Annotated in this window: 23 protein-coding genes; 14 read left to right on the top strand and 9 right to left on the bottom strand. The window is 71.2% G+C overall.

The window, feature by feature from the left end; all coding sequences use genetic code 11:
• Nucleotides 1-32 precede the first annotated feature (32 nt).
• The 4 genes from AACH10_RS21755 to AACH10_RS21740 are packed head-to-tail and all read left to right on the top strand — an operon-like array spanning nucleotide 33 to nucleotide 3440.
• Complete coding sequence (locus AACH10_RS21755; RefSeq protein WP_341412625.1) at nucleotides 33-1001, top strand: ABC transporter substrate-binding protein; 969 nt, start codon at nucleotides 33-35, stop codon at nucleotides 999-1001.
• A 19-nt stretch (nucleotides 1002-1020) separates the two neighbouring features.
• Nucleotides 1021-1800, top strand: coding sequence for an ABC transporter permease (locus tag AACH10_RS21750; protein WP_341412624.1), 780 nt, complete (start codon nucleotides 1021-1023; stop codon nucleotides 1798-1800).
• A 13-nt stretch (nucleotides 1801-1813) separates the two neighbouring features.
• Entirely contained in the window at nucleotides 1814-2617 is an 804-nt protein-coding gene (locus AACH10_RS21745; RefSeq protein ID WP_341412623.1) for an ABC transporter ATP-binding protein, read from the top strand.
• A 46-nt stretch (nucleotides 2618-2663) separates the two neighbouring features.
• Nucleotides 2664-3440 carry a DUF4198 domain-containing protein gene (locus AACH10_RS21740; RefSeq protein WP_341412622.1) on the top strand — a complete coding sequence of 259 codons (777 nt, stop codon included), beginning with the start codon at nucleotides 2664-2666 and terminating at the stop codon, nucleotides 3438-3440.
• Nucleotides 3441-3450: 10 nt separating this feature from the next.
• Here AACH10_RS21740 and AACH10_RS21735 read toward each other — a convergent pair whose 3' ends face one another.
• Both AACH10_RS21735 and AACH10_RS21730 read right to left on the bottom strand, forming a co-directional pair.
• Nucleotides 3451-4617, bottom strand: a complete 1167-nt coding sequence (locus tag AACH10_RS21735; protein WP_341412621.1) for a HupE/UreJ family protein — start codon at nucleotides 4615-4617, stop codon at nucleotides 3451-3453.
• 29 nt (nucleotides 4618-4646) lie between these two features.
• Entirely contained in the window at nucleotides 4647-5849 is a 1203-nt protein-coding gene (locus tag AACH10_RS21730; RefSeq protein ID WP_341412620.1) for a hypothetical protein, read from the bottom strand.
• A 216-nt stretch (nucleotides 5850-6065) separates the two neighbouring features.
• On the opposite strand from AACH10_RS21730, the gene AACH10_RS21725 reads away from it, so the two are divergent.
• Entirely contained in the window at nucleotides 6066-6245 is a 180-nt protein-coding gene (locus AACH10_RS21725; RefSeq protein ID WP_341412619.1) for a hypothetical protein, read from the top strand.
• 99 nt (nucleotides 6246-6344) lie between these two features.
• Here the strand turns inward: AACH10_RS21725 and AACH10_RS21720 are convergent, their stop codons facing one another.
• The 5 genes from AACH10_RS21720 to AACH10_RS21700 all read right to left on the bottom strand — a co-directional run bounded on the left by AACH10_RS21720 (nucleotide 6345) and on the right by AACH10_RS21700 (nucleotide 10229).
• A complete protein-coding gene (locus tag AACH10_RS21720; protein WP_341412618.1) occupies nucleotides 6345-7655 on the bottom strand; it encodes a sensor histidine kinase in 1311 nt (436 codons plus the stop codon).
• On the bottom strand, nucleotides 7652-8389 hold the full coding sequence (locus AACH10_RS21715; RefSeq protein ID WP_341412617.1) for a response regulator: 738 nt from the start codon (nucleotides 8387-8389) through the stop codon (nucleotides 7652-7654). The genes AACH10_RS21720 and AACH10_RS21715 overlap by 4 nt, the downstream gene beginning before the upstream one ends.
• A gap of 165 nt (nucleotides 8390-8554) precedes the next feature.
• Nucleotides 8555-9283 carry a flagellar basal body L-ring protein FlgH gene (locus tag AACH10_RS21710; protein WP_341412616.1) on the bottom strand — a complete coding sequence of 243 codons (729 nt, stop codon included), beginning with the start codon at nucleotides 9281-9283 and terminating at the stop codon, nucleotides 8555-8557.
• A 3-nt stretch (nucleotides 9284-9286) separates the two neighbouring features.
• On the bottom strand, nucleotides 9287-9838 hold the full coding sequence (locus tag AACH10_RS21705; RefSeq protein WP_341412615.1) for a cell division protein FtsI: 552 nt from the start codon (nucleotides 9836-9838) through the stop codon (nucleotides 9287-9289).
• Nucleotide 9839: 1 nt separating this feature from the next.
• On the bottom strand, nucleotides 9840-10229 hold the full coding sequence (locus tag AACH10_RS21700; RefSeq protein WP_341412614.1) for a hypothetical protein: 390 nt from the start codon (nucleotides 10227-10229) through the stop codon (nucleotides 9840-9842).
• Nucleotides 10230-10470: 241 nt separating this feature from the next.
• On the opposite strand from AACH10_RS21700, the gene AACH10_RS21695 reads away from it, so the two are divergent.
• Nucleotides 10471-10770: a hypothetical protein gene (locus AACH10_RS21695; protein WP_341412612.1), complete on the top strand. Its 300-nt coding sequence runs from the start codon at nucleotides 10471-10473 to the stop codon at nucleotides 10768-10770.
• 6 nt (nucleotides 10771-10776) lie between these two features.
• Here AACH10_RS21695 and AACH10_RS21690 read toward each other — a convergent pair whose 3' ends face one another.
• Both AACH10_RS21690 and AACH10_RS21685 read right to left on the bottom strand, forming a co-directional pair.
• Nucleotides 10777-11976: a saccharopine dehydrogenase family protein gene (locus AACH10_RS21690; RefSeq protein WP_341412611.1), complete on the bottom strand. Its 1200-nt coding sequence runs from the start codon at nucleotides 11974-11976 to the stop codon at nucleotides 10777-10779.
• A 97-nt stretch (nucleotides 11977-12073) separates the two neighbouring features.
• Entirely contained in the window at nucleotides 12074-12754 is a 681-nt protein-coding gene (locus tag AACH10_RS21685) for a GntR family transcriptional regulator (protein ID WP_341412849.1), read from the bottom strand.
• Nucleotides 12755-12895: 141 nt separating this feature from the next.
• Here AACH10_RS21685 and AACH10_RS21680 point away from each other — a divergent pair, with 141 nt between their 5' ends.
• The 8 genes from AACH10_RS21680 to AACH10_RS21645 all read left to right on the top strand — a co-directional run bounded on the left by AACH10_RS21680 (nucleotide 12896) and on the right by AACH10_RS21645 (nucleotide 20889).
• Nucleotides 12896-14371, top strand: a complete 1476-nt coding sequence (locus AACH10_RS21680; protein WP_341412610.1) for an FAD-binding oxidoreductase — start codon at nucleotides 12896-12898, stop codon at nucleotides 14369-14371.
• 2 nt (nucleotides 14372-14373) lie between these two features.
• Nucleotides 14374-14919 (top strand): TRAP transporter small permease, encoded by a 546-nt coding sequence (locus tag AACH10_RS21675; protein ID WP_341412609.1) that lies wholly within the window; start codon nucleotides 14374-14376, stop codon nucleotides 14917-14919.
• A gap of 79 nt (nucleotides 14920-14998) precedes the next feature.
• Nucleotides 14999-16276, top strand: a complete 1278-nt coding sequence (locus tag AACH10_RS21670; protein WP_341412608.1) for a TRAP transporter large permease — start codon at nucleotides 14999-15001, stop codon at nucleotides 16274-16276.
• Between the two features lie 20 nt (nucleotides 16277-16296).
• Nucleotides 16297-17304 carry a TRAP transporter substrate-binding protein gene (locus AACH10_RS21665; protein WP_341412606.1) on the top strand — a complete coding sequence of 336 codons (1008 nt, stop codon included), beginning with the start codon at nucleotides 16297-16299 and terminating at the stop codon, nucleotides 17302-17304.
• Between the two features lie 6 nt (nucleotides 17305-17310).
• Nucleotides 17311-18132: an SDR family NAD(P)-dependent oxidoreductase gene (locus AACH10_RS21660; protein WP_341412605.1), complete on the top strand. Its 822-nt coding sequence runs from the start codon at nucleotides 17311-17313 to the stop codon at nucleotides 18130-18132.
• Between the two features lie 4 nt (nucleotides 18133-18136).
• The gene (locus AACH10_RS21655; RefSeq protein ID WP_341412604.1) at nucleotides 18137-18997 is read left to right on the top strand and encodes an isocitrate lyase/PEP mutase family protein; all 861 of its coding nucleotides are present in this window, start codon (nucleotides 18137-18139) and stop codon (nucleotides 18995-18997) included.
• A gap of 43 nt (nucleotides 18998-19040) precedes the next feature.
• Nucleotides 19041-19958 (top strand): dihydrodipicolinate synthase family protein, encoded by a 918-nt coding sequence (locus tag AACH10_RS21650; protein ID WP_341412603.1) that lies wholly within the window; start codon nucleotides 19041-19043, stop codon nucleotides 19956-19958.
• Between the two features lies 1 nt (nucleotide 19959).
• On the top strand, nucleotides 19960-20889 hold the full coding sequence (locus tag AACH10_RS21645) for a ribokinase (RefSeq protein WP_341412602.1): 930 nt from the start codon (nucleotides 19960-19962) through the stop codon (nucleotides 20887-20889).
• Nucleotides 20890-20934: the final 45 nt, after the last annotated feature.

Genomic DNA, 20934 nt, shown 5'->3' with positions numbered 1-20934 from the left:
CCACCCGCAACCCCGTTCCTGGAGTGCCTGTCATGAGTTCCACCCGTTCCCGCATCGCCCTGGCCGCCAGCACCCTGGCCACCACCCTGCTGCTGGCCAGCGCCGCGCAAGCCCAGGAGGCCAAGCTGGCCATCGGCATCAGCGGCTGGACCGGCTTCGCGCCGCTCACGCTGGCCAAGGAGGCGGGCATCTTCAAGAAGCACGGCCTGGATGTCAGCATCAAGAAGATCCCGCAGAAGGACCGCCACCTGGCGATTGCCAGCGGCGACATCCAGTGCGCCGCCACCACGGTGGAGACCTGGGTGGTGTGGAACGCCAACGGCGTGGCCACCACGCAGATCTTCCAGCTCGACAAGAGCTACGGCGCCGACGGCATGGTGGTCAAGCCCGGCATCGCCAAGATCGCCGACCTGAAGGGCAAGACCGTGGCCGCCAGCGCGCCCGGCACCGCCCCGTACTTCACGCTGGCCTGGATGTTGAAGAAGAACGGCCTGGGCCTGAAGGATGTGAAGGTGGTGAACCTGGAACCGCAGGCCGCCGCCAACGCCATGATCGCCGGCACCGACGGCATCGACGCCGCGATGACCTACGAGCCCTACCTGGGCGCCGTGCGTGCCAAGCCCGAGGCCGGCAAGATCATCGCCACCACGCTGGACTACCCGATGGTGATGGACACCTTCGGCTGCACGCCCAAGTTCCTGGCCGAGAACCCCAAGGCCGCCAAGGCCCTGGCCGACAGCTACTTCGATGCCGTGGCCATGATCAAGGCCGATCCGAAGAAGAGCTTCGAGATCATGGGCGCCGACGTCAAGCAGACCGGCGAGGCTTTCGAGAAGAGCCAGGCCTACCTGCGCTGGCAGGACCGCGAGGCGAACCAGAAGTTCTTCGCCGGCGAGCACGCCCAGTTCACCAAGGAGGCGGCCGAGCTGCTGCTGGAGGCCGGCATCATCAAGCAGATCCCGGATCTGTCGAAGCTGGCCACCACCCAGTTCCTGAAGTAAGCGCACGGCACCGTCGACGATGAAGCCGCTGACCCCGGTGAGCCCCGGCGCCCGCGTGGCGCTGGGGGTGAGTTTCTTCGTGCTGTTCGTGGCGCTGTGGGCGCTGGCCACCTTCGGCGGCTTCGTGCAGAAGACCTTCCTGGCCGACCCGCTGACCATGGTGAGAAGCGGCGTGACGCTGCTCACCGAGATGGGCTTCGGCTGGGACATCCTGTGGACGGTGTGGCGCGTGGTGGGCGGCTTCCTGATCGCCGCGGTAATCGCCTTGCCGCTGGGCGTGGCCATGGGCGCCTACAAGCCGGTGGAGGCCTTTTTCGAGCCCTTCATCAGCTTTGCGCGCTACCTGCCAGCCAGCGCCTTCATCCCGCTGCTGATCCTGTGGGCCGGCATCGGGGAGAAGCAGAAGCTGGCGGTCATCTTCATCGGCAGCTTCTTCCAGCTGGTGCTGATGATCGCGGTGATCGTGGGCAACACCCGGCGCGACCTGGTGGAAGCGGCCTACACGCTGGGCGTGAACGACCGCGGCCTGATCCGCCGCGTGCTGATCCCCGGCGCGGCGCCCGAGATCGCCGAGGTGCTGCGCATGGTGCTGGGCTGGGCCTGGACCTACGTGATCGTGGCCGAGCTGATCGGCGCTTCCAGCGGCATCGGCCACATGATCACCGACAGCCAGGCCCTGCTGGCCACCGACCAGATCATCTTCGGCATCATCGTCATCGGCCTGATCGGGCTGGCCAGCGACATGCTGTTCAAGGCCGCCAACCGGCGCCTCTTCCCCTGGGCCCAGCTCGGCCGCTGAGCGAGACGGAACGATGACGAACACCACCGCATTGCTCACCGTCCGCGGGCTGGAGCGCCGCTTCGACACCACCCTGGCGCTGCAGGCCACCGACCTGGACGTGGCCGAGAACGACTTCATCACCATCCTCGGCCCCAGCGGCTGCGGCAAGAGCACGCTGCTGCGCATCGTGGCGGGCCTGGATCAGCCCACCGCCGGCCGCGCCGAGCTGGAAGGCCACCGGATCACCGGCCCCGGTGCCGAGCGCGGCATGGTATTCCAGAGCTACACGCTGTTCCCCTGGCTCACGGTGCTGGACAACGTGTGCTTCGGCCTGCGTGAGCGCGGCCTGCCGCGCAGCGAGCAACTGGCCATCGCCCACGACTTTCTCGCCAAGGTGGGCCTCAAAGGCTTCGAGAACCACTACCCCAAGCAGCTCTCAGGCGGCATGCAGCAGCGCACCGCATTGGCCCGCGCGCTGGCCAACCGCCCGCGCATGCTGCTGATGGACGAGCCCTTCGGCGCGCTGGATCACCAGACCCGCGAGCTGATGCAGGAACTGCTGCTGGGCATCTGGGAGGCCGAGCGAACCACGGTGCTGTTCGTCACGCACGACATCGACGAGGCCGTGTTCATGGGCAGCCGCGTGGTGGTGATGAGCGCACGGCCCGGCCGCATCGTGCTGGACGAGCGCGTGCCGCTGCCGCACCCGCGCCACTACTCGGTGAAGACCACGCCCGAGTTCGCCGGCCTGAAGGCGCGGCTGACCGAGGCGGTGCGCGCCCAGGTGCTGGCCGCGCAGGCACAGCAGGCCGCCCAGCGCAGCACGGTGGGTTGAGCCGAGCCCGTGCATCCGCCACGGGGCCGGCCGCGTACAGTGCGGCATGGCTTCGATCCGACCGCTCCTGCTCGCTGCCTGCCTGGCCGGCACCAGCCTGGCCGCCCTGGCCCATGACAGCTGGCTGGCACCGCAGCCCGACGGCGTGTGGCTGCTGGGCACGGGAGACCAGTTCCCGGTGCTGGAGACGCCCATCGGCACCGAATACCTGCCGCGCCAGGGCTGCGTGGACGCTGCCGGCCAGCCGCTGCCGCGGCCGACGGCCTTGCCCTACACCGCCACCGCGCTGCCGCTACGGCCGCCGGCCGGTGCCGCCAGCTGCTGGATGCAGACCAGCGCCTTCGATGTGGAACTGACGCCACGCACCATCCCCGCCTACCTGAAGGAAGTGCGGCCCGGCGCCGAGATGCTGGCCACCTGGCAGGCCATGGCCGCGCGTGGCCTGCCCTGGCGCGAGCGCTACGTGAAGCACCTGCGCATCGAGCGCCCGGGCAGCGGGCCGGCCGCGGTGCCCAGCGGCCTGGGCATGGACATGCTGCTGCAGGGCGAACGCCGCACGCTGCAGGCCGGCGACCGCGTGACGGTGCAGGTGCTGCGCGACGGCCAGCCGGTGCCCGGCCTGTCGGTGGAGTGGCGGCACGAGCGCGGCCGCATCGGCCTGTGGCAGCGCACCGATGCGCAGGGCCTGGTCACCCAGCCGCTGCCGCTGGCCGGTCACTGGCTGCTGCGTGCGATCGACCTGCGCCTGTCCACCGAGCAGCCCGACCAGTTCGACAGTCGCTTCATGACGCTGGCGCTGGAGGTGGCGCCGGCACCGCGCTGAACGCCGGCGTTCAGGCCAGCAACTGCAGGTGGAAGGCGCGCTCGGCGAACCACACTGCGGCCAGCAGCGCGATCAGCACCGAGCCCGCGCGCAGCACGCCCCAGTGGTACAGCCGCGTGCCACGCAGTGCGAAGGCCAGCGGCAGGAACACCGCGACGATGGCCAGCTGGCCCAGCTCCACGCCGAGGTTGAAGCCCACCAGCGCCAGGGCGAGTGCATCACCCGGCAGGCCCAGGTCGGCCAGCACGCTGGCGAAGCCGAAGCCGTGGATCAGCCCGAAACCGAAGGCCGCCAGCCAGCGCCGGCCCTGCGCCAGCGGCCACAGGTTGTTCAGCGCGGCCAGCACCACCGACGCGGCGATGGTCGACTCCACCAGGCGCGAGGGCAGGGTGATCCAGCCCAGCGTGGCGGCCGACAGCGTCAGGCTGTGCGCCAGCGTGAACGCGCTGACGATCTTCAACACATCGATGAAGGCACCGCGGAAAGTGGGGGCCGGCAGCCAGCGGCCCGCCTGCCACACCAGCACGGCCGGCAGCAGCAGCGACACCAGGAACAGGATGTGGTCGAAGCCGATCCAGATGTGCCACACCCCTTCGCGGCCATGGTCCAGCAGCTGGGCCAGCGTGCCGGGGGCGGCCAGCGCGAAGCTCTGGCGTGCCGACTCGGGCGCAAACACCGCGCTGCGGGTCAGCACCCCGGCGCGCAGGCGCAGCAGGCCGCGGTGCTGCGGGTCCAGATCGGCGAACAGGCGGTAGTCCATCGCCAGCGTGTCGCCGGGCCCGCCGCCGGGCACCGCTGGGCAGTCGATGCGCAGCGGCAGCACGGTGTAGGCGCCGTCGGTGTGGCTGTCCACCTGCTGCGGGCCGGCCGCCAGCATGCAGCGCTGGCCATCGCGCGACAGCGCCAGCCGGGCCAGCGCGTAGGCGGCGATCTCGCCATGCTGGGCGCGCAGTTCGCCCCAGGTGATCTCGCCATTGCCGTCGGCGTCCAGACCCAGCGCATGGTCCAGGTCGCGCAGCGCGATGTCCCACTGGCCGTGCACCCGGCCATCGGGCTCGACCGTGATGGCCAGGTAGCTGTCGCTGGCCTTGTGGGCCCGGGCCGGCAGGGCCAGCAGGCTCATCGCACCCAGCAGGCCGAACAGGCCGACCCAGCCCAGCCGGCGCAACCGGTCCATCGCGCGCCCCATCCACCGCAGTGCCGCCGTCATTTCAGACCCTTCAGCTGGGCAGCCAGCGCCTGCAGCACGGTGCTCTGCACCCGGTGCTCCGCCAGCCAGCGCAGGGCAGGCTCGGCCGCCGCGGGCTGGCGGGCGGCCAGCGCCGCTTCCAGCAGGATGCGGGCATCGGCCGGTTCGCGCTGCACCGCGTAGTTGGCCTGGGCCAGCGGCAGCGCACCGGCGCCATCGCCGCGCAGGGCCAGCCGGTAGCGGGCCTCTTCCTTCTGGTGCACCAGATCGCCCCGCTGGCGGGCGGCGTCGAAACGGGCGCCCAGTTCGTCGGCCCAGCGCGCAGCCTCGGGCGCGCGCACCGCCTGCGCGGCCACCGCCAGGCGCAGCAGCAGCAGGTCGGCGCGCTCCTTGCCGCGCAGCAGGGTCAGCACTTCGGCAGGCCGGCGCTGGTCGAGCAGAAAGTCGGCGTAGGCGGCCAGTGCGTAGCCGTCGACGGGATCGGCCGCCAGCGCGGTCTTGAACGCCGCCTCGGCGGCGGCCGCCTGGCCACGGCGCTCCTGCAACTCGGCCAGCCGGGTGGCTGCCCACAGGCGCGCCGGGGCACTGGTGGTGCTGGCCTCACGGCGCATCGCGGCGTCCAGTGCCTGCGCCGCGGCGTCGGCCTGGCCGGTCAGCCCGTCCACGGCGGCCTGGCAGGCCACCCCGATCAGCGGCTCGGCCAGCGGTGCCAGGCGCGCACAGCCCGCCCGGGCGTCGGCGTAGCGCGCCTGCACCATGGCGATCGCCGTCAGCCAGCTCCAGGCCTCGCCCTGCGCGGGGTCGGCCGCCACCACCGCCTGCAGATCGGCCACGGCCGGCGCGAACTGGTGGTTGAACTGCAGCAGCCGCGCGCGCAGCACCCGCAACTCGGCCGGCGGCGCGGGCTGCGACCACCACGGCGCCAGCGCCGCCTGGGCGTAGCCGATCAGCCGCGGATCGCCCTCGGCCGCCACCGCCTGCAGGTAGCCACGCACCAGCTCGGCGGCCACCGCGGCGTCCTGCGGGCGCTGGCGCAGTTGCTGGCGCAAGGCGGCCTGGCGTCGGGCCTGCGGGTCGGCGGCGCGCTCCGGCAGGCGCTCCAGCACCTGGTCGTCGCGCTGCGGCGTGAAGGGCGCAGCGGCCGCCGGCACCGCCACGGCCAGCACCGCGGCCAGGCAGGCCGTTTTCACGGCACGCCAAAAGTGTGAACGAATGCTCATCGGAGTGGGTCAGGGCAAGCGGATGGACCGATCCACAGCCAAAACAACGGCTGAAAAGCGACGAAAACCTGCGGCGGCTGTCAACCGCTGCACCGGAAACACGTTGAAGGCTCACCGGACACTTACGGAACGCCAGAGCCTGCAGTTGTTGGGGGCTGACGTCACAGGCCGAATGGTGCCGGCGCATGAACCAACCTTCCTATTGGAAAGCACACCATGACCAAGATCCTGTCCGCCCTGATTCTGACCGCCTTCGCCTTCGGCGCCCAAGCCGCCTCGCACGCCGGCGGCGCCCCGGCCAAGGCCAGCGCCCCGGCCGAGAAGAAGGCCGAAGCCAAGGCCGAGAAGAAGGACGAGAAGAAGGCCGAGAAGCCCGCCAAGGCTGCTTCGAAGTAATTGTGGCTGGCGACCCAGCGTCGCCTTCCCACCAGAACGGGCCCTGCGGGGCCCGTTTTTCTTGGGCTCCGGCACACGCCGGCCGATGCAGCGCCCAGGCTAGCCCTGGACCTTGATCAGCGGCACCGCCAAGCCCACGGCCGAGCCCTGGCCGTCAAAGGGTTCGACCACCACACGCCCGCCCAGTTGCTGCGCCACCTGGTCGACGATGGCCAGGCCCAGGCCGCTGGCGCCGGGCCGCGGGCGCGCGGCATCCAGCTTGCCGAAGGGCGCCAGCGCCGTGGCCAGGTCCTGCGGGGCGATTCCGGGGCCGGCATCGCGCACCAGGATGCGCAGTTCGCCATCGGCCTGGCGCGCCACCACCGCCACCGGCGCGGCGCCGTAGGCCAGCGCGTTGTCGATCAGGTTGGCCAGCACGCGGTGCAGGGCCAGGTCGGGGAAGCGCTGGGTCACCTCGCGCACCGAGGGGTCGATGCTCACCGCGTGCCGCTCGCGGTAGCGCCGCACCGTGGCCTCGACGATCTGCGGCAGCGGCAGCTGCTGGCCGCTGGCCTGCTCGGTGCTGCTGGCATGGGTGTAGGCCACGAACTGGCTGATCATGCGGTCCAGCGTGTCGAAGTCGGCCTCCATCGGCCGCAGCGCCTCGTCCGGCAGGGCGCACTCGGCGCGCAGCCGCAGACGTGCCAGCGGCGTGCGCAGGTCATGTGACAGGCCGGCCAGCGCCTGGCGGCGACGCTCGTCGCCCACCTGGGCCGCGCGCACCAGATCATTGAACGCGGCGATCAGCTCGTGCAGTTCCACGCTGGCGCGCGCCGGCTCGTCGATCGGGTGCAGGCTGCCGCGCCGCGCCCGCAGCGCCCGCGCGATGTCGGCCATGGGCTGGGCATAGGCGCGCACGCTGATGGTGGCGGCCAGCGCGGCCGCGCCACCCACCAGCAGCAGCAGCAGCAGGCTGGGCATCAGCGGCGGCAGGCGCGGCGGTGGCAGGCGCGTGCTCACCCACCAGCGGCCGCCGTCCACCTCGAAACGCCCGCGCAGCAGCAGGTCGGGCCGGCCCGACACGCTCGAGCGCCCCACCTCCAGCGCCAGCGCGGCGGCGGAGGCCTCGTCCAGCATCGGCAGCGGCGGCCGGTTGGGCTCGGGCTGCAGCGGCGCGGGCTCGGCCTGCACCACGGCCAGGCCCAGCGGCTGCAGCGCGGCCGCCAGCGCCGCGCGCCCGGCCGCGGGCGTGGCCAGCAGCGCCTGACGCGCCTGGGCCACCTGGCGCACCTTGTCCTCCAGCTGGTCGTCCACCAGAGGCACCAGCACCACGGCGATCACCGCCATGTTGGCCAGCACGATGAGCGCCGCGCCGGCCGCCACCACGGCGGTCAGGCGGCGCACCAGCGAGAACGCGGCCGGCCGGCTCAACGGGCGCCCGAATGCGCCACGAACAGGTAGCCCTCGCCGCGCACGGTCTGGATGTGACGCGGGTCGGCCGGATCAGGCTCCAGCAGCCGGCGCAGGCGCACCACGATGCCGTCCACCGAGCGCAGGTTGGCGGTGCTGTCGCCGGCATGCGAGACCTCGTGCAGGCGCTCGCGCAGCACCACGCGGCCGGCATTGGCGCACAACTCGTCGAGGATGGCGTGCTCGGCCGGGCTCAGCGTGCGCACTTCGTCGCCCCGGCTCACACTGCGCGTGGCCGGATTGAAGCGGTACTCGCCGATGCGCACCTCGTGCGCCGGCGCCGGCTCGTCCACCGGCCGCTGCGCACGCCGGATCAGGGCATTGATGCGGGCCACCAGCTCACGCGCCGAAAAGGGCTTGCACTGGTAGTCGTCGGCGCCCATCTCCAGGCCCACCACGCGGTCGACCTCGTCCGACCGCGCGGTCAGCATCACGATCGGCACATGGTTGCCGGCCGCGCGCAGCTGGCGGCAGGCCTCCAGCCCCGACATGCCGCGCAGGCCCAGGTCCAGCAGGATCAGGTCAGGCCGCAAGCCGCCACCCAGGCCGCGCAGCAGCTCCTCGGCGTTGTCCATGGCACGCACCTGCAGGCCATGGCGCTCCAGGTAGCCACCCAGCATGTCGCGCAGCTCGGCGTCGTCTTCGACCAGGTGAACCTGGCGGCGGGCGGTGCGGTGTTCGGCGGCGGGGATCATGCGGATGTCAACAGCAGGAAACGATCGTCAATTTGAGCGTCACCGCGTCAGTGCGGCGTTGCGGCATGTGAAGCAATGTTGTGGTTTACCCGGATGCCCGAGTGATCCCCATAACCCGCCATGCGGGCGGCTTTCGGTGGCGTGGCAAGCAACCCTCGCGGGCGCTCACCACACCCGCAGCGACTCGGTCAGCACGCGCTGCAGCCAGCTGCGCCGGGCGCTGTCGCCCAGCTCGCCCGAGGCCAGGGCCTCGAAGCGGGCGTCGGCGATGTCGCCGGAGGCCACCACGTTGCCGGGGCGGATGTCCGAGGGATCGACCACACCCGAGAAGCGCAAGGTGGTGGCGCCGCTGCTCAGGCGCACCACGCGCTCGCCGGCCACCACCAGGTTGCCGTTGGACAGCACGTTGATCACCGTGGCCGTGAGCCGGCCCTTGAACGAGTTGCTGGCTTCGGCCTGGCCGTCGCCCTTGAACGAATCGCTGCCCGAGGCATTGGCGTCCATGTTCAGCAGGCCGCGCATGGCCGAGGGCAGCGACGACGCACCGCTGCCCGGCCCCTTGGCGGTCAGCTTGCTCTCGCGCTGGTTGTCGGCCGTGTGGCGGCTGTGGGCGGCCAGCGTCTCGGCGATGTCGACCTTGACCGTGTCGCCGACCGTGCGGGCCCGGCGCTCGCTGGTGAACAGCAGCGCACCGGGCTGGTCGGGCCGGAACAGCGAGCCGGTGAGCACCGGCTCCACATTGGGTGGCGCCGCTCGTGGCGCGGCCGTGACCGGCAGCGTGATGGCGCTCTCGGGCGTGCTGGCACAGCCGCCCAGGCCGGCCGCAACGGCCGGAAGCAGCCCCTGCAGCACCGCGCGCCGCCATGGCCCAGCGGGGAATCGATGACCGCGCATGGCTCACTCCTCCACGCCGGTGAGCAGGGCCGTGACCACCGGCGCCAGCTTGTCGCGGGTGCTGCCCCACTTGCCCGACAGCAGCCCGCTGCCGGCCACGTACTCGCTGGTTGACAGCACGCGGCCGTCGGCGCGCTGCAGGCTCAGCCGCGCATGGGTGAGCTGGTGCACGGGGCGGCTTTCCATTGGCGGTATCTCCCAGTCGGTGGTGGCGGCATAGCGCAGCCAGTGCGTGCAACCGTCCACCGGCGTTGCCGGCGGGAACACACGGCTGTCGATGGCGTGGCGCTTGAGCTCGATCTGCAGCGCCGGCAGCCAGTCGGCCAGGGGCGGCTGCGGGCTGTACTCGATGCACACCTGGGCCGGCAGCGCGTGGGGCGTGTAGACCGTGTTGCTGGCCCGTGCGCCACGACCCACCAGGGCCAGGTTGGCTGCACTGCCGGCGGCCTTGACCAGCTCCCAGGTGGGGGCGGGCGAGATCACCGAGCAGGCCGTCGCCAGCAGCGGCAGCACGCCGGCCAGCGCCGCCAGGCGAAGAAGGTGCAGCGCCGCCATCTCAGGCCACCCATTCCAGCGCCTGGCCGGCACCCACCATGGCCGCCGTGGCGTAGTCGCCCAGCTTGTCCAGCGCATCGCCCACCAGTTCGACGGTGTCCTGCCCGGCCTCGGCCACCGCGCTGTAGGTCTTCTGCATCGCGCTGCCCACGGCGTCACAGGCCTCGTTGGCGGTGCTCACCACATCATCGACGCCGTCGCCGATGGCCTGGCTGGCCTGGGTGAGGGCCGTGCTGCTGAAGCTGGCGGTGGCCGATGCGGCCGAGCCCAGCGCGTCGGCCGCGCCCATCACCGTGGCCACGGCGGCGCCGTAGTTCTTGACGTTGCGCTCGTAGGCACCGAGGTTCTGCACGCCGCAGCCGGCGGTGGAGAGAGAACTGATCGAGGACATGACGATCTCCGTGTTTCGGTCAGGAGATCCTAGGCAGCCGCTCCCGCGGCCATCACCGGAGCAGAGCCACCGGCACGGTGCCCCGTGGGTCACTGTGGCGGCGCGTGGCACCGGGTGGCGCCCTGTGGCTGTGCGTGGCCCCGCGTCGGTTTGCGTGGGGCGTTCGTTGCGCCTCCGTGGCGCTTTGTCGGCTTGTGTGGGCTGCCGGCGGGGCCACCGGCAGGCGCGCCAGAATCCGCCAATGGATTACCTGACTTTTCAGCTCGACGAGGTCGGCGAAGGCGTGGCCGCGCTGGAGGCCATGGCCTCCACCCAGGCCGGCCAGCATGCCGCGGTGATGGCCGAGGTGGAACAGGTGCTGGCCTGGTGCTGGCAGCAGTTTGCGCACAGCCACGGCCCGGTCGATGACGGCCAGGACTGGCACCACGAGCTGCGCGTGGTGGACGAGGCCGGCGGCTGGCGCACGGTGACGCTGAGCATCGCCGCCAGCCCGCGCTTCACCGCGGCCTTCGAGGCCCGCTTCGGGCCGCTGGGCGACTGAGCGTCGTCAGCCCTCGACCCCGAAGCGCAGGCCGGCGTTGGCCTGCAGCCGCGCGATCAGCGCCGCGCCCATGGCCGGTGCGGTGGTCCAGATGCCGCCGGGCAGGGCGCCGGCGTCCTTCAGCAGGCACACCGCGCTCTCGGCGATCATCTTGCTGGTGGAGCCGTAGCCGGGGTCCTTGTCACCGCTGACGCCCACCGACAGGCGCTGGCCCTGCGCGTCCTCGCCCAGGAACAGCACGTCGTAGAAGCCGCTTTCGCGCTCTTCCTTCGACGGGCCTTCGCCCGGCTTGGGGCCGCCCTCGCCACCGAGCGATTTGTCCGCCGCCACATGCTGCGCGATCTGCTCGCCGCGCGCGCCGGGGCCGGTGATCAGCATCTCGTCGTAGACGAAGTCGGTGCCCCAGGCATGGCCCAGCAGGGCGTTGGAGCGGTGCACGTTCTTGGTGTTGATGGCCGCCATCACGAACGGCGCGCACCACACGCCTTCGCCGTTCACGGCGCCCAGCGCCTCGTCCACCATGGGCTTGTTGCCCGAGGGCTGCTTGGGGCCGGTGAAGCCGGGCGTCAGCGCGAAGGGCGTGCGCAGCCAGTCCAGCACGCGCGGGTCCTTCGCGGCCGCGGCCATGGTGGCCTTCAGGCTGGCGGCGGTGCCGCCCGAGAAGGTGCCCTTCATCTTGCGCACACGGCCGCGCACGCGGGGGGCGGCATGGCCGTACTTGGCGCGGAAGGCTTCCTGCAGGTGGAACACGCCCAGGTCGAAGGGGATGGAGTCGAAGCCGCACGAGAACACGATGCGCGCACCGCTCTTCTTCGCGGTGGCCTCGTGCGCCTCGATCATCAGGCGCATCCAGGCCGGCTCGCCGCACAGGTCGACGTAGTGCACGCCGCTGGCCGCGCAGGCGGCCACCAGTTCGTTGCCGTACAGCTGGTAGGGGCCCACGGTGGTCAGCACCAGGCGGGTGCAGGACATCAGTGCGCTCAGCGAGGCCGGGTCGGCCAGGTCGGTCACCACCAGCGGCGTGTCGGCCGGGGCGCCGATCTCGTCGCGCACGACCGCCAGCTTATCGGCGCTGCGCCCGCCCATGGCCCAGCGGATGCCCTCGGGGTTGCCGGCATTGGGGTAGCGCTGGGCCATGTACTCGGCCACCAGACGGCCGGTGAAGCCGGTGGCGCCATGGATCACGATGTCGAAGGGGGCAGACATGGGGTGCTCGCGGTGTGGGGTTGCAATGCGGAGCGCGGATTCTGCGCGTGCCGCCGGCCGCGCAGCGTCGCCTGGGCGGCAGGTTCCGGCAGGCGGATCAGCCGCGGCGCGCCTTCAGCCGGTTCACGTAGGCGTCGCGCGTGCCGGTCACATGCGCATGCATCAGCGTGCGGAAGGCCCCGAACTCCCCCCGCTCGAACAGGGCCAGCAACTGGCTGTGCTGCTCGAAGCCGCGCGGGTGCAGCACATCGGCCGGCGCCGACAGGTGGGTGCGCAGCGTGGCGATCTTCACCGCCGCAGTGGCATAGGCGCCCTGCAGGTACGGGTTGCCGCAATGGTCGAAGAAGGCCTCGTGCAGCCGGGTGTCGGCACGGCCGTAACGCACGGCATCGCGGTCGGTGCGGGCCTGCGCCATCTCGTCGATGGCTGCGCGCAGCGTGGCCGCGGTGCCGGCCAGGTCATGGGCATGGGCCAGTTCGGCCGCGCTGGGCTCCACCACGCAGCGGAATTCGCAGATCGCGGCGATGTCGTCCTCGCTGGGCTCGAACACATAGCTGCCGCGCTGCGGCCGCACCACCACCAGGCCCTGCAACTGCAGCTGGTTCAGCGCCTCGCGCACCGGCGTCCGGCTGACCCCGAACTGCGTGGCCAGCTGCTCCTCCGGAATCATCGCGCCGAGCGCGAACTCGCCGTCGATGATGGCCTCGCGCAGGCGTTCGGCCACGCGGCTGGCCAGGGACTTGGGCGTGTCGAGCTTGAAGCGGGCGGCGGTTTCCATCACGGCGCGAGTCTGTCAGATCCCGACGCCGGAACGCTGTCCGGCGCCAGTTGGGGCTTTCACCAGTACTCTAGTACCTTACATACAAGCTACGCTGCGGGCCGTTCCGATGACCGCCGAGATGACCGGCGACACCCGCGCATGACCGCCTCTGCCAACACCAACGCCAGCCACGCCATCGCCCCAACCGCGGCCGGCCCCACCGCGCTCGCCCTGGCCACGCTGCAGGCTCTGCGCGCCGAGCTGGGCCATGCCGCCGTGCTGATCGGCGACGAGGTGCCCGAGCGCAACCGCAACGACAACAGCTCGCAGCTGCCGGTGCGGCCGCTGGCCGTGGTGCGCCCCGCCGATGCCGCGGGCGTGTCGGCCGCACTGAAAGCCTGCGCCGCAGCCGGGCTGAAGGCCGTGCCGCAGGGCGGCCTGACCGGCCTGTGCGGCGGCGCTCGCCCCGAGGACGGCTGGGTCGCCATCAGCCTGGAACGCATGAGCGGCGTGCAGGAGGTGGACAGCGCCAGCAGCACCCTGACCGTGTGGGCCGGCACCCCGCTGGAAGTGGTGCAGCGCGCGGCCGACGCCGCGGGCCTCTATTTCGCACTCGACCTGGGCGCGCGCGGCAGCTGCGCCATCGGCGGCAACCTCAGCACCAACGCCGGCGGCAACCGGGTCATACGCTATGGCATGGCGCGCGAGCTGGTGCTGGGCCTGGAGGTGGTGCTGCCCGACGGCACCATCATCACCAGCCTGAACAAGATGCTGAAGAACAACGCCGGCTTCGACCTGAAGCAGCTGTTCATCGGCAGCGAGGGCACGCTGGGCATCATCACCCGCATCGTGCTGCGCCTGCACGGGAAGCCGCGCTGCACCATGGCCGCGCTGTGCGCCGTGGACGGCTACGACAGCGTGCTGGCCCTGCTGAACGCCGCCCGCTCGGGCCTGGGCCCGCTGCTCTCGGCCTTCGAGGTGATGTGGCCCGACTACTGGCAGGTGGTGACCGAACGCGCCAGGGTGCAGGCCGCCGTGGGCCAGGGCCACGCCCAGTACGTGCTGGTGGAAGCCCAGGGCACCGATGAGGCGGTGGACGGGCCGCGCTTCCAGGCCTGGCTCGAGGCGCTGATGGAGCGGGGCCTGCTGAAGGACGCCGCCGTGGCCCAGAGCCTGGCCGACGTGCAGGGCTTCTGGGCCCTGCGCGATGCGTGTGCCGAGTTCTTCCAGGTCATCGGCCCGCACATCAGCTACGACGTGTCGCTGCCCATCGGCCGCATCGCCGACTTCGCCCGCGACTGCAAGGCCGCGCTGCTGGCCTGTGACATCGCGGGCCGCCCGGCCGGCGCCGGCATCGAGAGCATCTACTACGGCCACATCGGCGACAGCAACCTGCACCTGGTGGCCTGGAGCGACGGCCTGTCCCTGGCCGATCAGCCCAAGGCGCAGATGGATGCCACCATCTATGGCCTGGTCCAGCAGTACGGTGGCAGCGTGTCGGCCGAGCACGGCATCGGCACGCAAAAGCGCAAGTGGCTGGGCCACAGCCGCAGCGAGGCCGAGATTGCGCTGATGCGCACGCTGAAGAGCGCGCTGGATCCGCAGGGCCTGCTCAACCCCGGCAAGGTGATCTGAGCATGTCGACCGCCCGCGCCCCCGGCACCCTGCCGGCCGGTCCGATCGACCGCGTGTTCTGGGCCATCGACCGCCTGCTGGCCGGTCTGCTGCTGCTGATGGTGCTGATGGTCTTCGGCAACGTGGTGCTGCGCTACGCCTTCAACTCCGGCATCGGCGTGTCGGAGGAACTGTCGCGCTTCTGCTTCATCTGGCTGACCTTCATCGGCGCCATTGGCGTGATGCGCGACAACGGCCACCTGGGCATGGACATGTTGGTCGAGCGGCTGGGCCCGCGCGGCCGCCGCATGGCGCTGGCGATCACCCAGCTGCTGGTGATCGGCGCCTGCGCCATGCTGGTGTGGGGCACATGGCGCCAGCACGAGATCAACGCCACCACCACCGCACCGATCACCGGCCTGTCGATGATCTGGATCTTCGGCGTGGGCTATGTCACCGGCACGGCCATCGCACTGATCAGCGCACACACGCTGTGGCGCCTGCTCACCGGCCGCATCGGCGACGCCGAGCTTGCCGCGATGGGCCCGCATGGGGAGGATGAGGCATGAGCGCCGCCGCCCGGCCGCCCGAAGGCGGCGCGCCCCCTCCCCCGGGGAGGTGGTCACGCAGTGACCGGAGGGCTGGTCCATGACCGTCCTCGTGTTCACGCTCTCGCTGCTGGGGGCCATGGCCATCGGCGTGCCGATCGCCTTTGCGCTGATGCTGTGCGGCATGGCGCTGATGGTGGTGCAGGGCCAGGTGGATGCCACCATCCTGTCGCAAAAGCTGGTGGAGGGCGCCGACAGCTTCCCGCTGCTGGCCATTCCGTTCTTCATGCTGGCCGGCGAGCTGATGAATGCCGGCGGCATCAGCAAGCGCATCGTCGCGGTGGCGCTGGCCTGGGTGGGCCACATCCGCGGCGGCCTGGGCCTGGTGGCCATCTTCGCCTCGGTGCTGATGGCCGCCATCAGCGGCAGCGCCGCGGCCGACACCGCCGCCATCGGCGCGCTGCTGATCCCGATGATGCGCCAGGCCGGCTACGACGTGCCGCGCGCCTCGGGCCTGATCGCCGCCGGCGGCGTCATCGCGCCGGTGATCCCGCCGTCCATCGGCCTGATCGTGTTCGGCGTGATCGCCAACGTGTCGATCGGCAAGCTGTTCCTCGCCGGCATCGTGCCGGGCCTGATGATGGGCCTGTCGCTGCTGCTCACCTGGCTGTGGGTGGCGCGCCGCGACCAGGTGCAGGTGCTGCCGCGCCAGGCCTTCGCCCAGCGGGTGCAGGCCGGCGTGGACGGCATCTGGGCGCTGCTGATGCCGCTGGGCATCATCGGCGGGCTGAAGTTCGGCATCTTCACGCCCACCGAGGCGGGCGTGGTGGCCTGCGTGTACGCCTGGTTCGTCGGCACCTTCGTCTACCGCGAACTGGCGCCCTCGGCCTGGCTCTCGCACCTGATCGGCGCGGCGCGCAGCACCGCGTCGGTGGTGTTCCTGATCGCCGCGGCGCTGGTCTCGGGCTGGCTGATCACGATGTCCGAGGTGCCACAGCAGGTGGGGGCGATGCTCGAGCCCTTCATGTTCAACAAGGTGCTGCTGATGGCCGTGATCATGGTCATCGTGGTCATCGTCGGCACCGCGCTGGACTTCGCGCCCACGCTGATGATCCTGACGCCGGTGCTGATGCCCATCATCAAGCAGGCCGGCATCGACCCGGTGTACTTCGGCGTGCTGTTCATCATGAACAACGCCATCGGACTGATCACGCCGCCGGTGGGCATCGTGCTGAACGTCATCTGCGGCGTCAGCAAGATCTCGATGGGCGAGCTGATGAAGGGGCTGTGGCCCTTCCTGTGGGCCGAACTCGCAGTGCTGGCGCTGCTGGTGCTGTTCCCCAGCCTTGTGACCGTGCCACTCAAGTGGCTGATGTGATGGATCGACCGGAGACAACCATGAACCTGACCCTTCGCCTGGCCGCCATTGCGCTGGCCGCCACCTGTGCCGCCGGCGCTGCAAACGCCCAGTTCCAGGACCGCAACTTCCGCCTGTCCAGCGGCTCGGGCAAAGACCACCCCACCGGCAACGGCATCGCCAAGATGGCGTCGTGCGCCCAGGCCAAGTCGGGCGGCAAGATGAAGATCACGCCGTACTGGGACAACCAGCTGGGCAACGACAGCACCGCCACGCAAAGCGTGCGCTCGGGCACCATCGACCTGGTGATCCCGTCCACCGCGCCGCTGGTGGCCATGGTGCCCGAACTGGGCGTGCTGGACCTGCCTTTCCTGTTCAGCAACGAGGCCGAGGCCGACCAGGTGCTCGACGGCAAGGCCGGCGCCTACTTCAGCGCCAAGCTGCCGGCCGTGGGCCTGGTGAACCTGGCCTACTGGGAGAACGGCTTCCGCAACGCCACCAACAGCAAGCGCCCGATCACCCGGATCGAAGACTTCAGCGGGCTGAAGATGCGCGTGATGCAGAACCCGGTCTACATCGACACCTTCAAGGAGCTGGGCGCCAACGCCGTGCCCATGGCCTTCAGCGAGGTGTACTCGGCGCTGGAAACGAAGACCGTGGACGGCCAGGAGAACCCGTTCGCGCTGATCGACAACATGAAGTTCTACGAGGTGCAGAAGTACCTCAGCCTGACCAAGCACTCGTACGCGGCCATGGCCATGCTGATGAGCAAGAAGGTGTGGGACGGCCTGAGCCCGCAGGAGCAGGACACGCTGAAGGCCTGCGCCGTGGAAGGCCGCGACGAGCAGCGCAAGGTCAGCCGCGCCAAGAACGGGAGCACGCTGGCCGAGCTGAAGTCCAAGGGCATGCAGGTCAACGACATCGCCCCGGCCGAGATGGCCCGCATCCGCGACAAGGTGAAGGTGGTCTACGAGCACCAGGCCGGCAAGATCGGCAACGAGGCCATGGGCCTGGTGATGGGCGAACTCAAGCGCATCCGCGGCCAGTGAATCCCCATGGCCAATGACCTGAGCCTGCCCGCCGACCTGGTGGTGCTGATCACCGGCGCCGCCCAAGGCATCGGCCGCGGCCTGGCCGAGACCTTCGCGCGCCACGGTGCGCGCCTGGTGCTCGGCGACCGCGACGAGGCCGGCGTGCTGGCCGCGCGCGATGCGCTGCGCGCGCAAGGCCATGCGGCTGAAAGCCTGCGCTGTGACATCACGCAGGCCGACGACAACGCCGCGCTGGTGGCGCTGGCGGTGCAGGCCCATGGCCGGCTGGACCTGGCCATCTGCAACGCCGGCATCAGCCAGGTCAAGCCCTTCATGGACCTCACGGCCGATGACTGGCAGCGCATGCTGGGCGTCAACGTGGCCGGCACCTTCCTGACGCTGCAGGCCGCTGCCCGCCAGATGCGCCAGCAGGCGCCGCTGGCCGAGGGCCGGCCGCGCGGCAAGATCCTCACACTGGCCAGCATTGCCGGCCGGCCCGGCGCCGGGCCGATCGCCAGCGTCATCGCGCCGTACCGCGCCAGCAAGGCCGCGGTGATCAGCCTGACCCAGAGCGCCGCCTACACGCTGGCGCCCGACGTGACGGTGAATGCGCTGTGCCCCGGCATCGTGGCCACCGACATGTGGACGCAGATGGACCGCGACTGGACGGCGCTGAACGGCCAGCCCCAGGGCGAGGCCTTTGCCAGCCGCGTGGCCGCCATCCCGATGGGCCGCGCCCAGCAACCATCGGACGTGGCCAATCTCGCGCTGTACCTGGCGTCGTCGGCGTCCGATTACATGACCGGTCAATCCATCAACATCGATGGCGGCCTGATGATGAGCTGAACCGATGACCCATCCCGCACAACAGCTGCGCGCGCTGCTGGCCACCGGCCAGATCGTGCGTGCCCCCGGCGCGTACGACGCGCTCAGCGCCCGCATCGTGGCGCAGGCCGGCTTTCCGGCGATCTACATGACCGGCTTCGGCGCCACCGCCGCGCGGCTGGGCCAGCCCGACATCGGCCTGCTCACCCAGACCGAGATGTGCGCCCATGCGCGCGACATGGCCCGCGCGGTCAACGTGCCCATCATTGCCGATGCCGACACCGGCTACGGCGGGCCCAGCAACATCGCCCGCACGGTGGACGAGTACCTGCAGGCCGGTGTGTCCGCCATCCACCTGGAAGACCAGGTGGCGCCCAAGCGCTGCGGCCAGATGGCCGGCATCCGCCTGATCGATGCGGCCGAGAACACACGCCGCCTGCGCTGCGCCATCGCGGCACGCGGCAGCCGCAAGCTGCTGATCATCGGCCGCACCGATGCGCTGCCCGCAGTCGGCATCGACGAAGCCCTGGACCGCGCGCGTCGCTACCAGGACGCCGGCGTGGACCTGGTCTTCGTCGACGGCATCAAGAAGATTGCCGAGGTGGAAGCCGTGGCGCGCCAGCTGCCCGGCCCCAAGGTGGTGAGCATCGTCGATGGCAACGAGACCACCGCGCTCACCACGGCCGATCTGCAGGCCATGGGTTTCTCTGTCGTGTTCTACGCCGTCACCGCGCTGTTCGCCGCCACCCGCGCTGTGCAGCAGGCCATGGCCACGCTGGCCGCCGACGGCACGCCGCGCGCCGTGCCGACCACGAGCTACACCGATTTCACCGGCATCGTCGACCTGGCCGCGCACCAGCGCCTGGACGAACAGTTCGGCGGCTGACCCATTGCCCCGTTCTCTCTCTCACCCCACAAGAATCCCCGCCGTGACCGCACCCATTCCCTACGCCGGCCTGTGGCCCGCGATGCTGACGCCGCTGACCGAATCACTGGCCATCGACATTCCCGCCTTCGCGGCCCATGCCAAGAACCTGCTGGCCACCGGCTGCGCCGGCGTGACACCCTTCGGCACCACCGGCGAAGGGCCGTCCTTCAGCGTGGCCGAGCGGCAGGCCGCCGTGCAGGGCCTGGTGGACGGCGGTGTGCCGGCCGGACGCATCCTGGTCTCCACCAGCTGCGCCGCGCTGCCCGACACCGTGGCGCTCACGCGCCACGCCACGCAACTGGGCGCACGCGGCTGCCTGGTGCTGCCACCGTTCTTCCTGAAGGGCGTGCCCGAGGCCGGGGTGATCGACTACTACAGCCAGCTGGTGGCGGCGGTGGACGACCCGCGCCTGCGCATCGTGCTGTACCACATCCCCCAGGTGTCGGGCGTGCCGCTCACGGTGAACGTCATCCGCGCGCTGCGCGAGCGCTTCGCCGGCACCTTCATCGCGCTGAAGGACAGCGGCTGCCAGCGCGCCGATTCGCTGGTGTTCGCCCAGGCCTTCATGCCTGACTTCCAGGTGTGGGTGGGCAACGAGCCCGATCTGCAGACCCTGGCCGCTGCCGGTGCGGTGGGGGCGGTCAGCGGTGTGGGCAACATCGCGCCGGGCCTGGTGCAGCGCCTGATCCAGGGGCCGAAGTCGGCCAGCCCGCAGACCGACCAGCGCGATGTGCTGGATCTGCTGGCCATCCTGGGTGGCTACGGCCTCACGGCGGCCTTCAAGAGCACGATGGCCACGCTGACCGGCCACGCCGGCTGGCGCCGCGTGCGCGCGCCGCTGGTGGCGCTGGACGATGCGGCGCATGACAGGCTGGCCGCCCAGTGGCAGGCTTACGGACTCGACCGCCTGCAACGCTGACATGACCCCAGTCCCGCCCCGCATCGACGTCGTCTGCCTGGCCAGCTGGAACGCCGACCTGGTGGTGCGCGTGCCGCGGCCGGCCGCGCGCGGCGAAACCCAGTTCGCCAGCGACTTCGAGATCAGCCCTGGCGGCAAGGGCAGCAATGCCGCGGTGGCCGCCGCACGCCAGGGTGCCAAGGTGGCGCTGCTGGCGCGCATCGGCGACGACGACTTCGGCCGCATGGCGCTGGCGCTGTGGCAGGCCGAAGGCATCGACGCGCGGCAGGTGACCGTGGCCACCGGCGAGCGCAGCGGCGTGGCCCAGATCCAGGTGTTCGACGACGGCGACAACAGCATCGCGGTCTACCGTGGCGCCGGCATGGGCCTGGGCGCGCACCACGCCCAGGCCGCCGAATCGCTGCTGCGCCAGGCCCGTGTGGTGATGGCCAGCAACGAGGTGCCGCAGGCCTGCACGCTGGCCGCCTTCGCCATCGCCCGCGCCGCCGGCGTCACCACGCTGCTGAACCCCGCGCCTGCCGCCACGCTGCCCGACGGGTTGCTGGCCCTGACCGACCTGCTCACGCCGAACGAGGGCGAACTGCGCGCGCTGGCCGGCGCACCGGCCGACGCACCCGAGGCCGCCTGTGCCGCCACGCTGCTGGCGCGCGGTGTGGGCCGCGTGCTGGTCACGCTGAGCGCCGACGGCTGCCGCCTGCACACCCGCGATGCGGCCGCGCAGCACCTGGGCGGCCACCGCGTGCCGGTGGTCGACACCATCGGCGCCGGCGACACCTTCACCGGTGCACTGGCCGCTGCGCTGGCGCGGGGCGAGGCCATCGCGTCCGCCATGCGCCAGGCCAACGCCGCCGCGGCGCTGGCGGTGCAGGGCCGCGGCGCCATTGCCGGCATGCCAGGGCGCGCCCAGGTGCAGGCGCTGCTGGCCACCTGAGCACCATCGCCGCACACGCGGCCGGCCGCTTTGCAGCATCGCGCC

This window comes from Pseudaquabacterium inlustre, from assembly GCF_038066595.1.
In the GTDB taxonomy this organism is placed as follows: domain Bacteria; phylum Pseudomonadota; class Gammaproteobacteria; order Burkholderiales; family Burkholderiaceae_C; genus Pseudaquabacterium; species Pseudaquabacterium inlustre.
The sequence above is the reverse complement of the archived record's forward strand: the minus strand, read 5'-3'. Positions and strand labels throughout refer to the sequence as shown.

Excerpts from the sequence above, each read along its gene's own strand:
- AACH10_RS21695 (WP_341412612.1), top strand. The coding sequence starts at position 10,471 with ATGGATTACCTGACTTTTCAGCTCGACGAGGTCGGCGAAGGCGTGGCC.
- AACH10_RS21670 (WP_341412608.1), top strand. The coding sequence starts at position 14,999 with ATGACCGTCCTCGTGTTCACGCTCTCGCTGCTGGGGGCCATGGCCATC.
- AACH10_RS21740 (WP_341412622.1), top strand. The coding sequence starts at position 2,664 with ATGGCTTCGATCCGACCGCTCCTGCTCGCTGCCTGCCTGGCCGGCACC.
- AACH10_RS21690 (WP_341412611.1), bottom strand. The coding sequence starts at position 11,976 with ATGTCTGCCCCCTTCGACATCGTGATCCATGGCGCCACCGGCTTCACC.
- AACH10_RS21665 (WP_341412606.1), top strand. The coding sequence starts at position 16,297 with ATGAACCTGACCCTTCGCCTGGCCGCCATTGCGCTGGCCGCCACCTGT.
- AACH10_RS21710 (WP_341412616.1), bottom strand. The coding sequence starts at position 9,283 with ATGCGCGGTCATCGATTCCCCGCTGGGCCATGGCGGCGCGCGGTGCTG.
- AACH10_RS21700 (WP_341412614.1), bottom strand. The coding sequence starts at position 10,229 with ATGTCCTCGATCAGTTCTCTCTCCACCGCCGGCTGCGGCGTGCAGAAC.
- AACH10_RS21705 (WP_341412615.1), bottom strand. The coding sequence starts at position 9,838 with ATGGCGGCGCTGCACCTTCTTCGCCTGGCGGCGCTGGCCGGCGTGCTG.
- AACH10_RS21655 (WP_341412604.1), top strand. The coding sequence starts at position 18,137 with ATGACCCATCCCGCACAACAGCTGCGCGCGCTGCTGGCCACCGGCCAG.
- AACH10_RS21645 (WP_341412602.1), top strand. The coding sequence starts at position 19,960 with ATGACCCCAGTCCCGCCCCGCATCGACGTCGTCTGCCTGGCCAGCTGG.
- AACH10_RS21685 (WP_341412849.1), bottom strand. The coding sequence starts at position 12,754 with ATGGAAACCGCCGCCCGCTTCAAGCTCGACACGCCCAAGTCCCTGGCC.
- AACH10_RS21680 (WP_341412610.1), top strand. The coding sequence starts at position 12,896 with ATGACCGCCTCTGCCAACACCAACGCCAGCCACGCCATCGCCCCAACC.
- AACH10_RS21735 (WP_341412621.1), bottom strand. The coding sequence starts at position 4,617 with ATGGACCGGTTGCGCCGGCTGGGCTGGGTCGGCCTGTTCGGCCTGCTG.
- AACH10_RS21755 (WP_341412625.1), top strand. The coding sequence starts at position 33 with ATGAGTTCCACCCGTTCCCGCATCGCCCTGGCCGCCAGCACCCTGGCC.
- AACH10_RS21745 (WP_341412623.1), top strand. The coding sequence starts at position 1,814 with ATGACGAACACCACCGCATTGCTCACCGTCCGCGGGCTGGAGCGCCGC.
- AACH10_RS21715 (WP_341412617.1), bottom strand. The coding sequence starts at position 8,389 with ATGATCCCCGCCGCCGAACACCGCACCGCCCGCCGCCAGGTTCACCTG.
- AACH10_RS21660 (WP_341412605.1), top strand. The coding sequence starts at position 17,311 with ATGGCCAATGACCTGAGCCTGCCCGCCGACCTGGTGGTGCTGATCACC.
- AACH10_RS21750 (WP_341412624.1), top strand. The coding sequence starts at position 1,021 with ATGAAGCCGCTGACCCCGGTGAGCCCCGGCGCCCGCGTGGCGCTGGGG.
- AACH10_RS21675 (WP_341412609.1), top strand. The coding sequence starts at position 14,374 with ATGTCGACCGCCCGCGCCCCCGGCACCCTGCCGGCCGGTCCGATCGAC.
- AACH10_RS21730 (WP_341412620.1), bottom strand. The coding sequence starts at position 5,849 with ATGAGCATTCGTTCACACTTTTGGCGTGCCGTGAAAACGGCCTGCCTG.
- AACH10_RS21725 (WP_341412619.1), top strand. The coding sequence starts at position 6,066 with ATGACCAAGATCCTGTCCGCCCTGATTCTGACCGCCTTCGCCTTCGGC.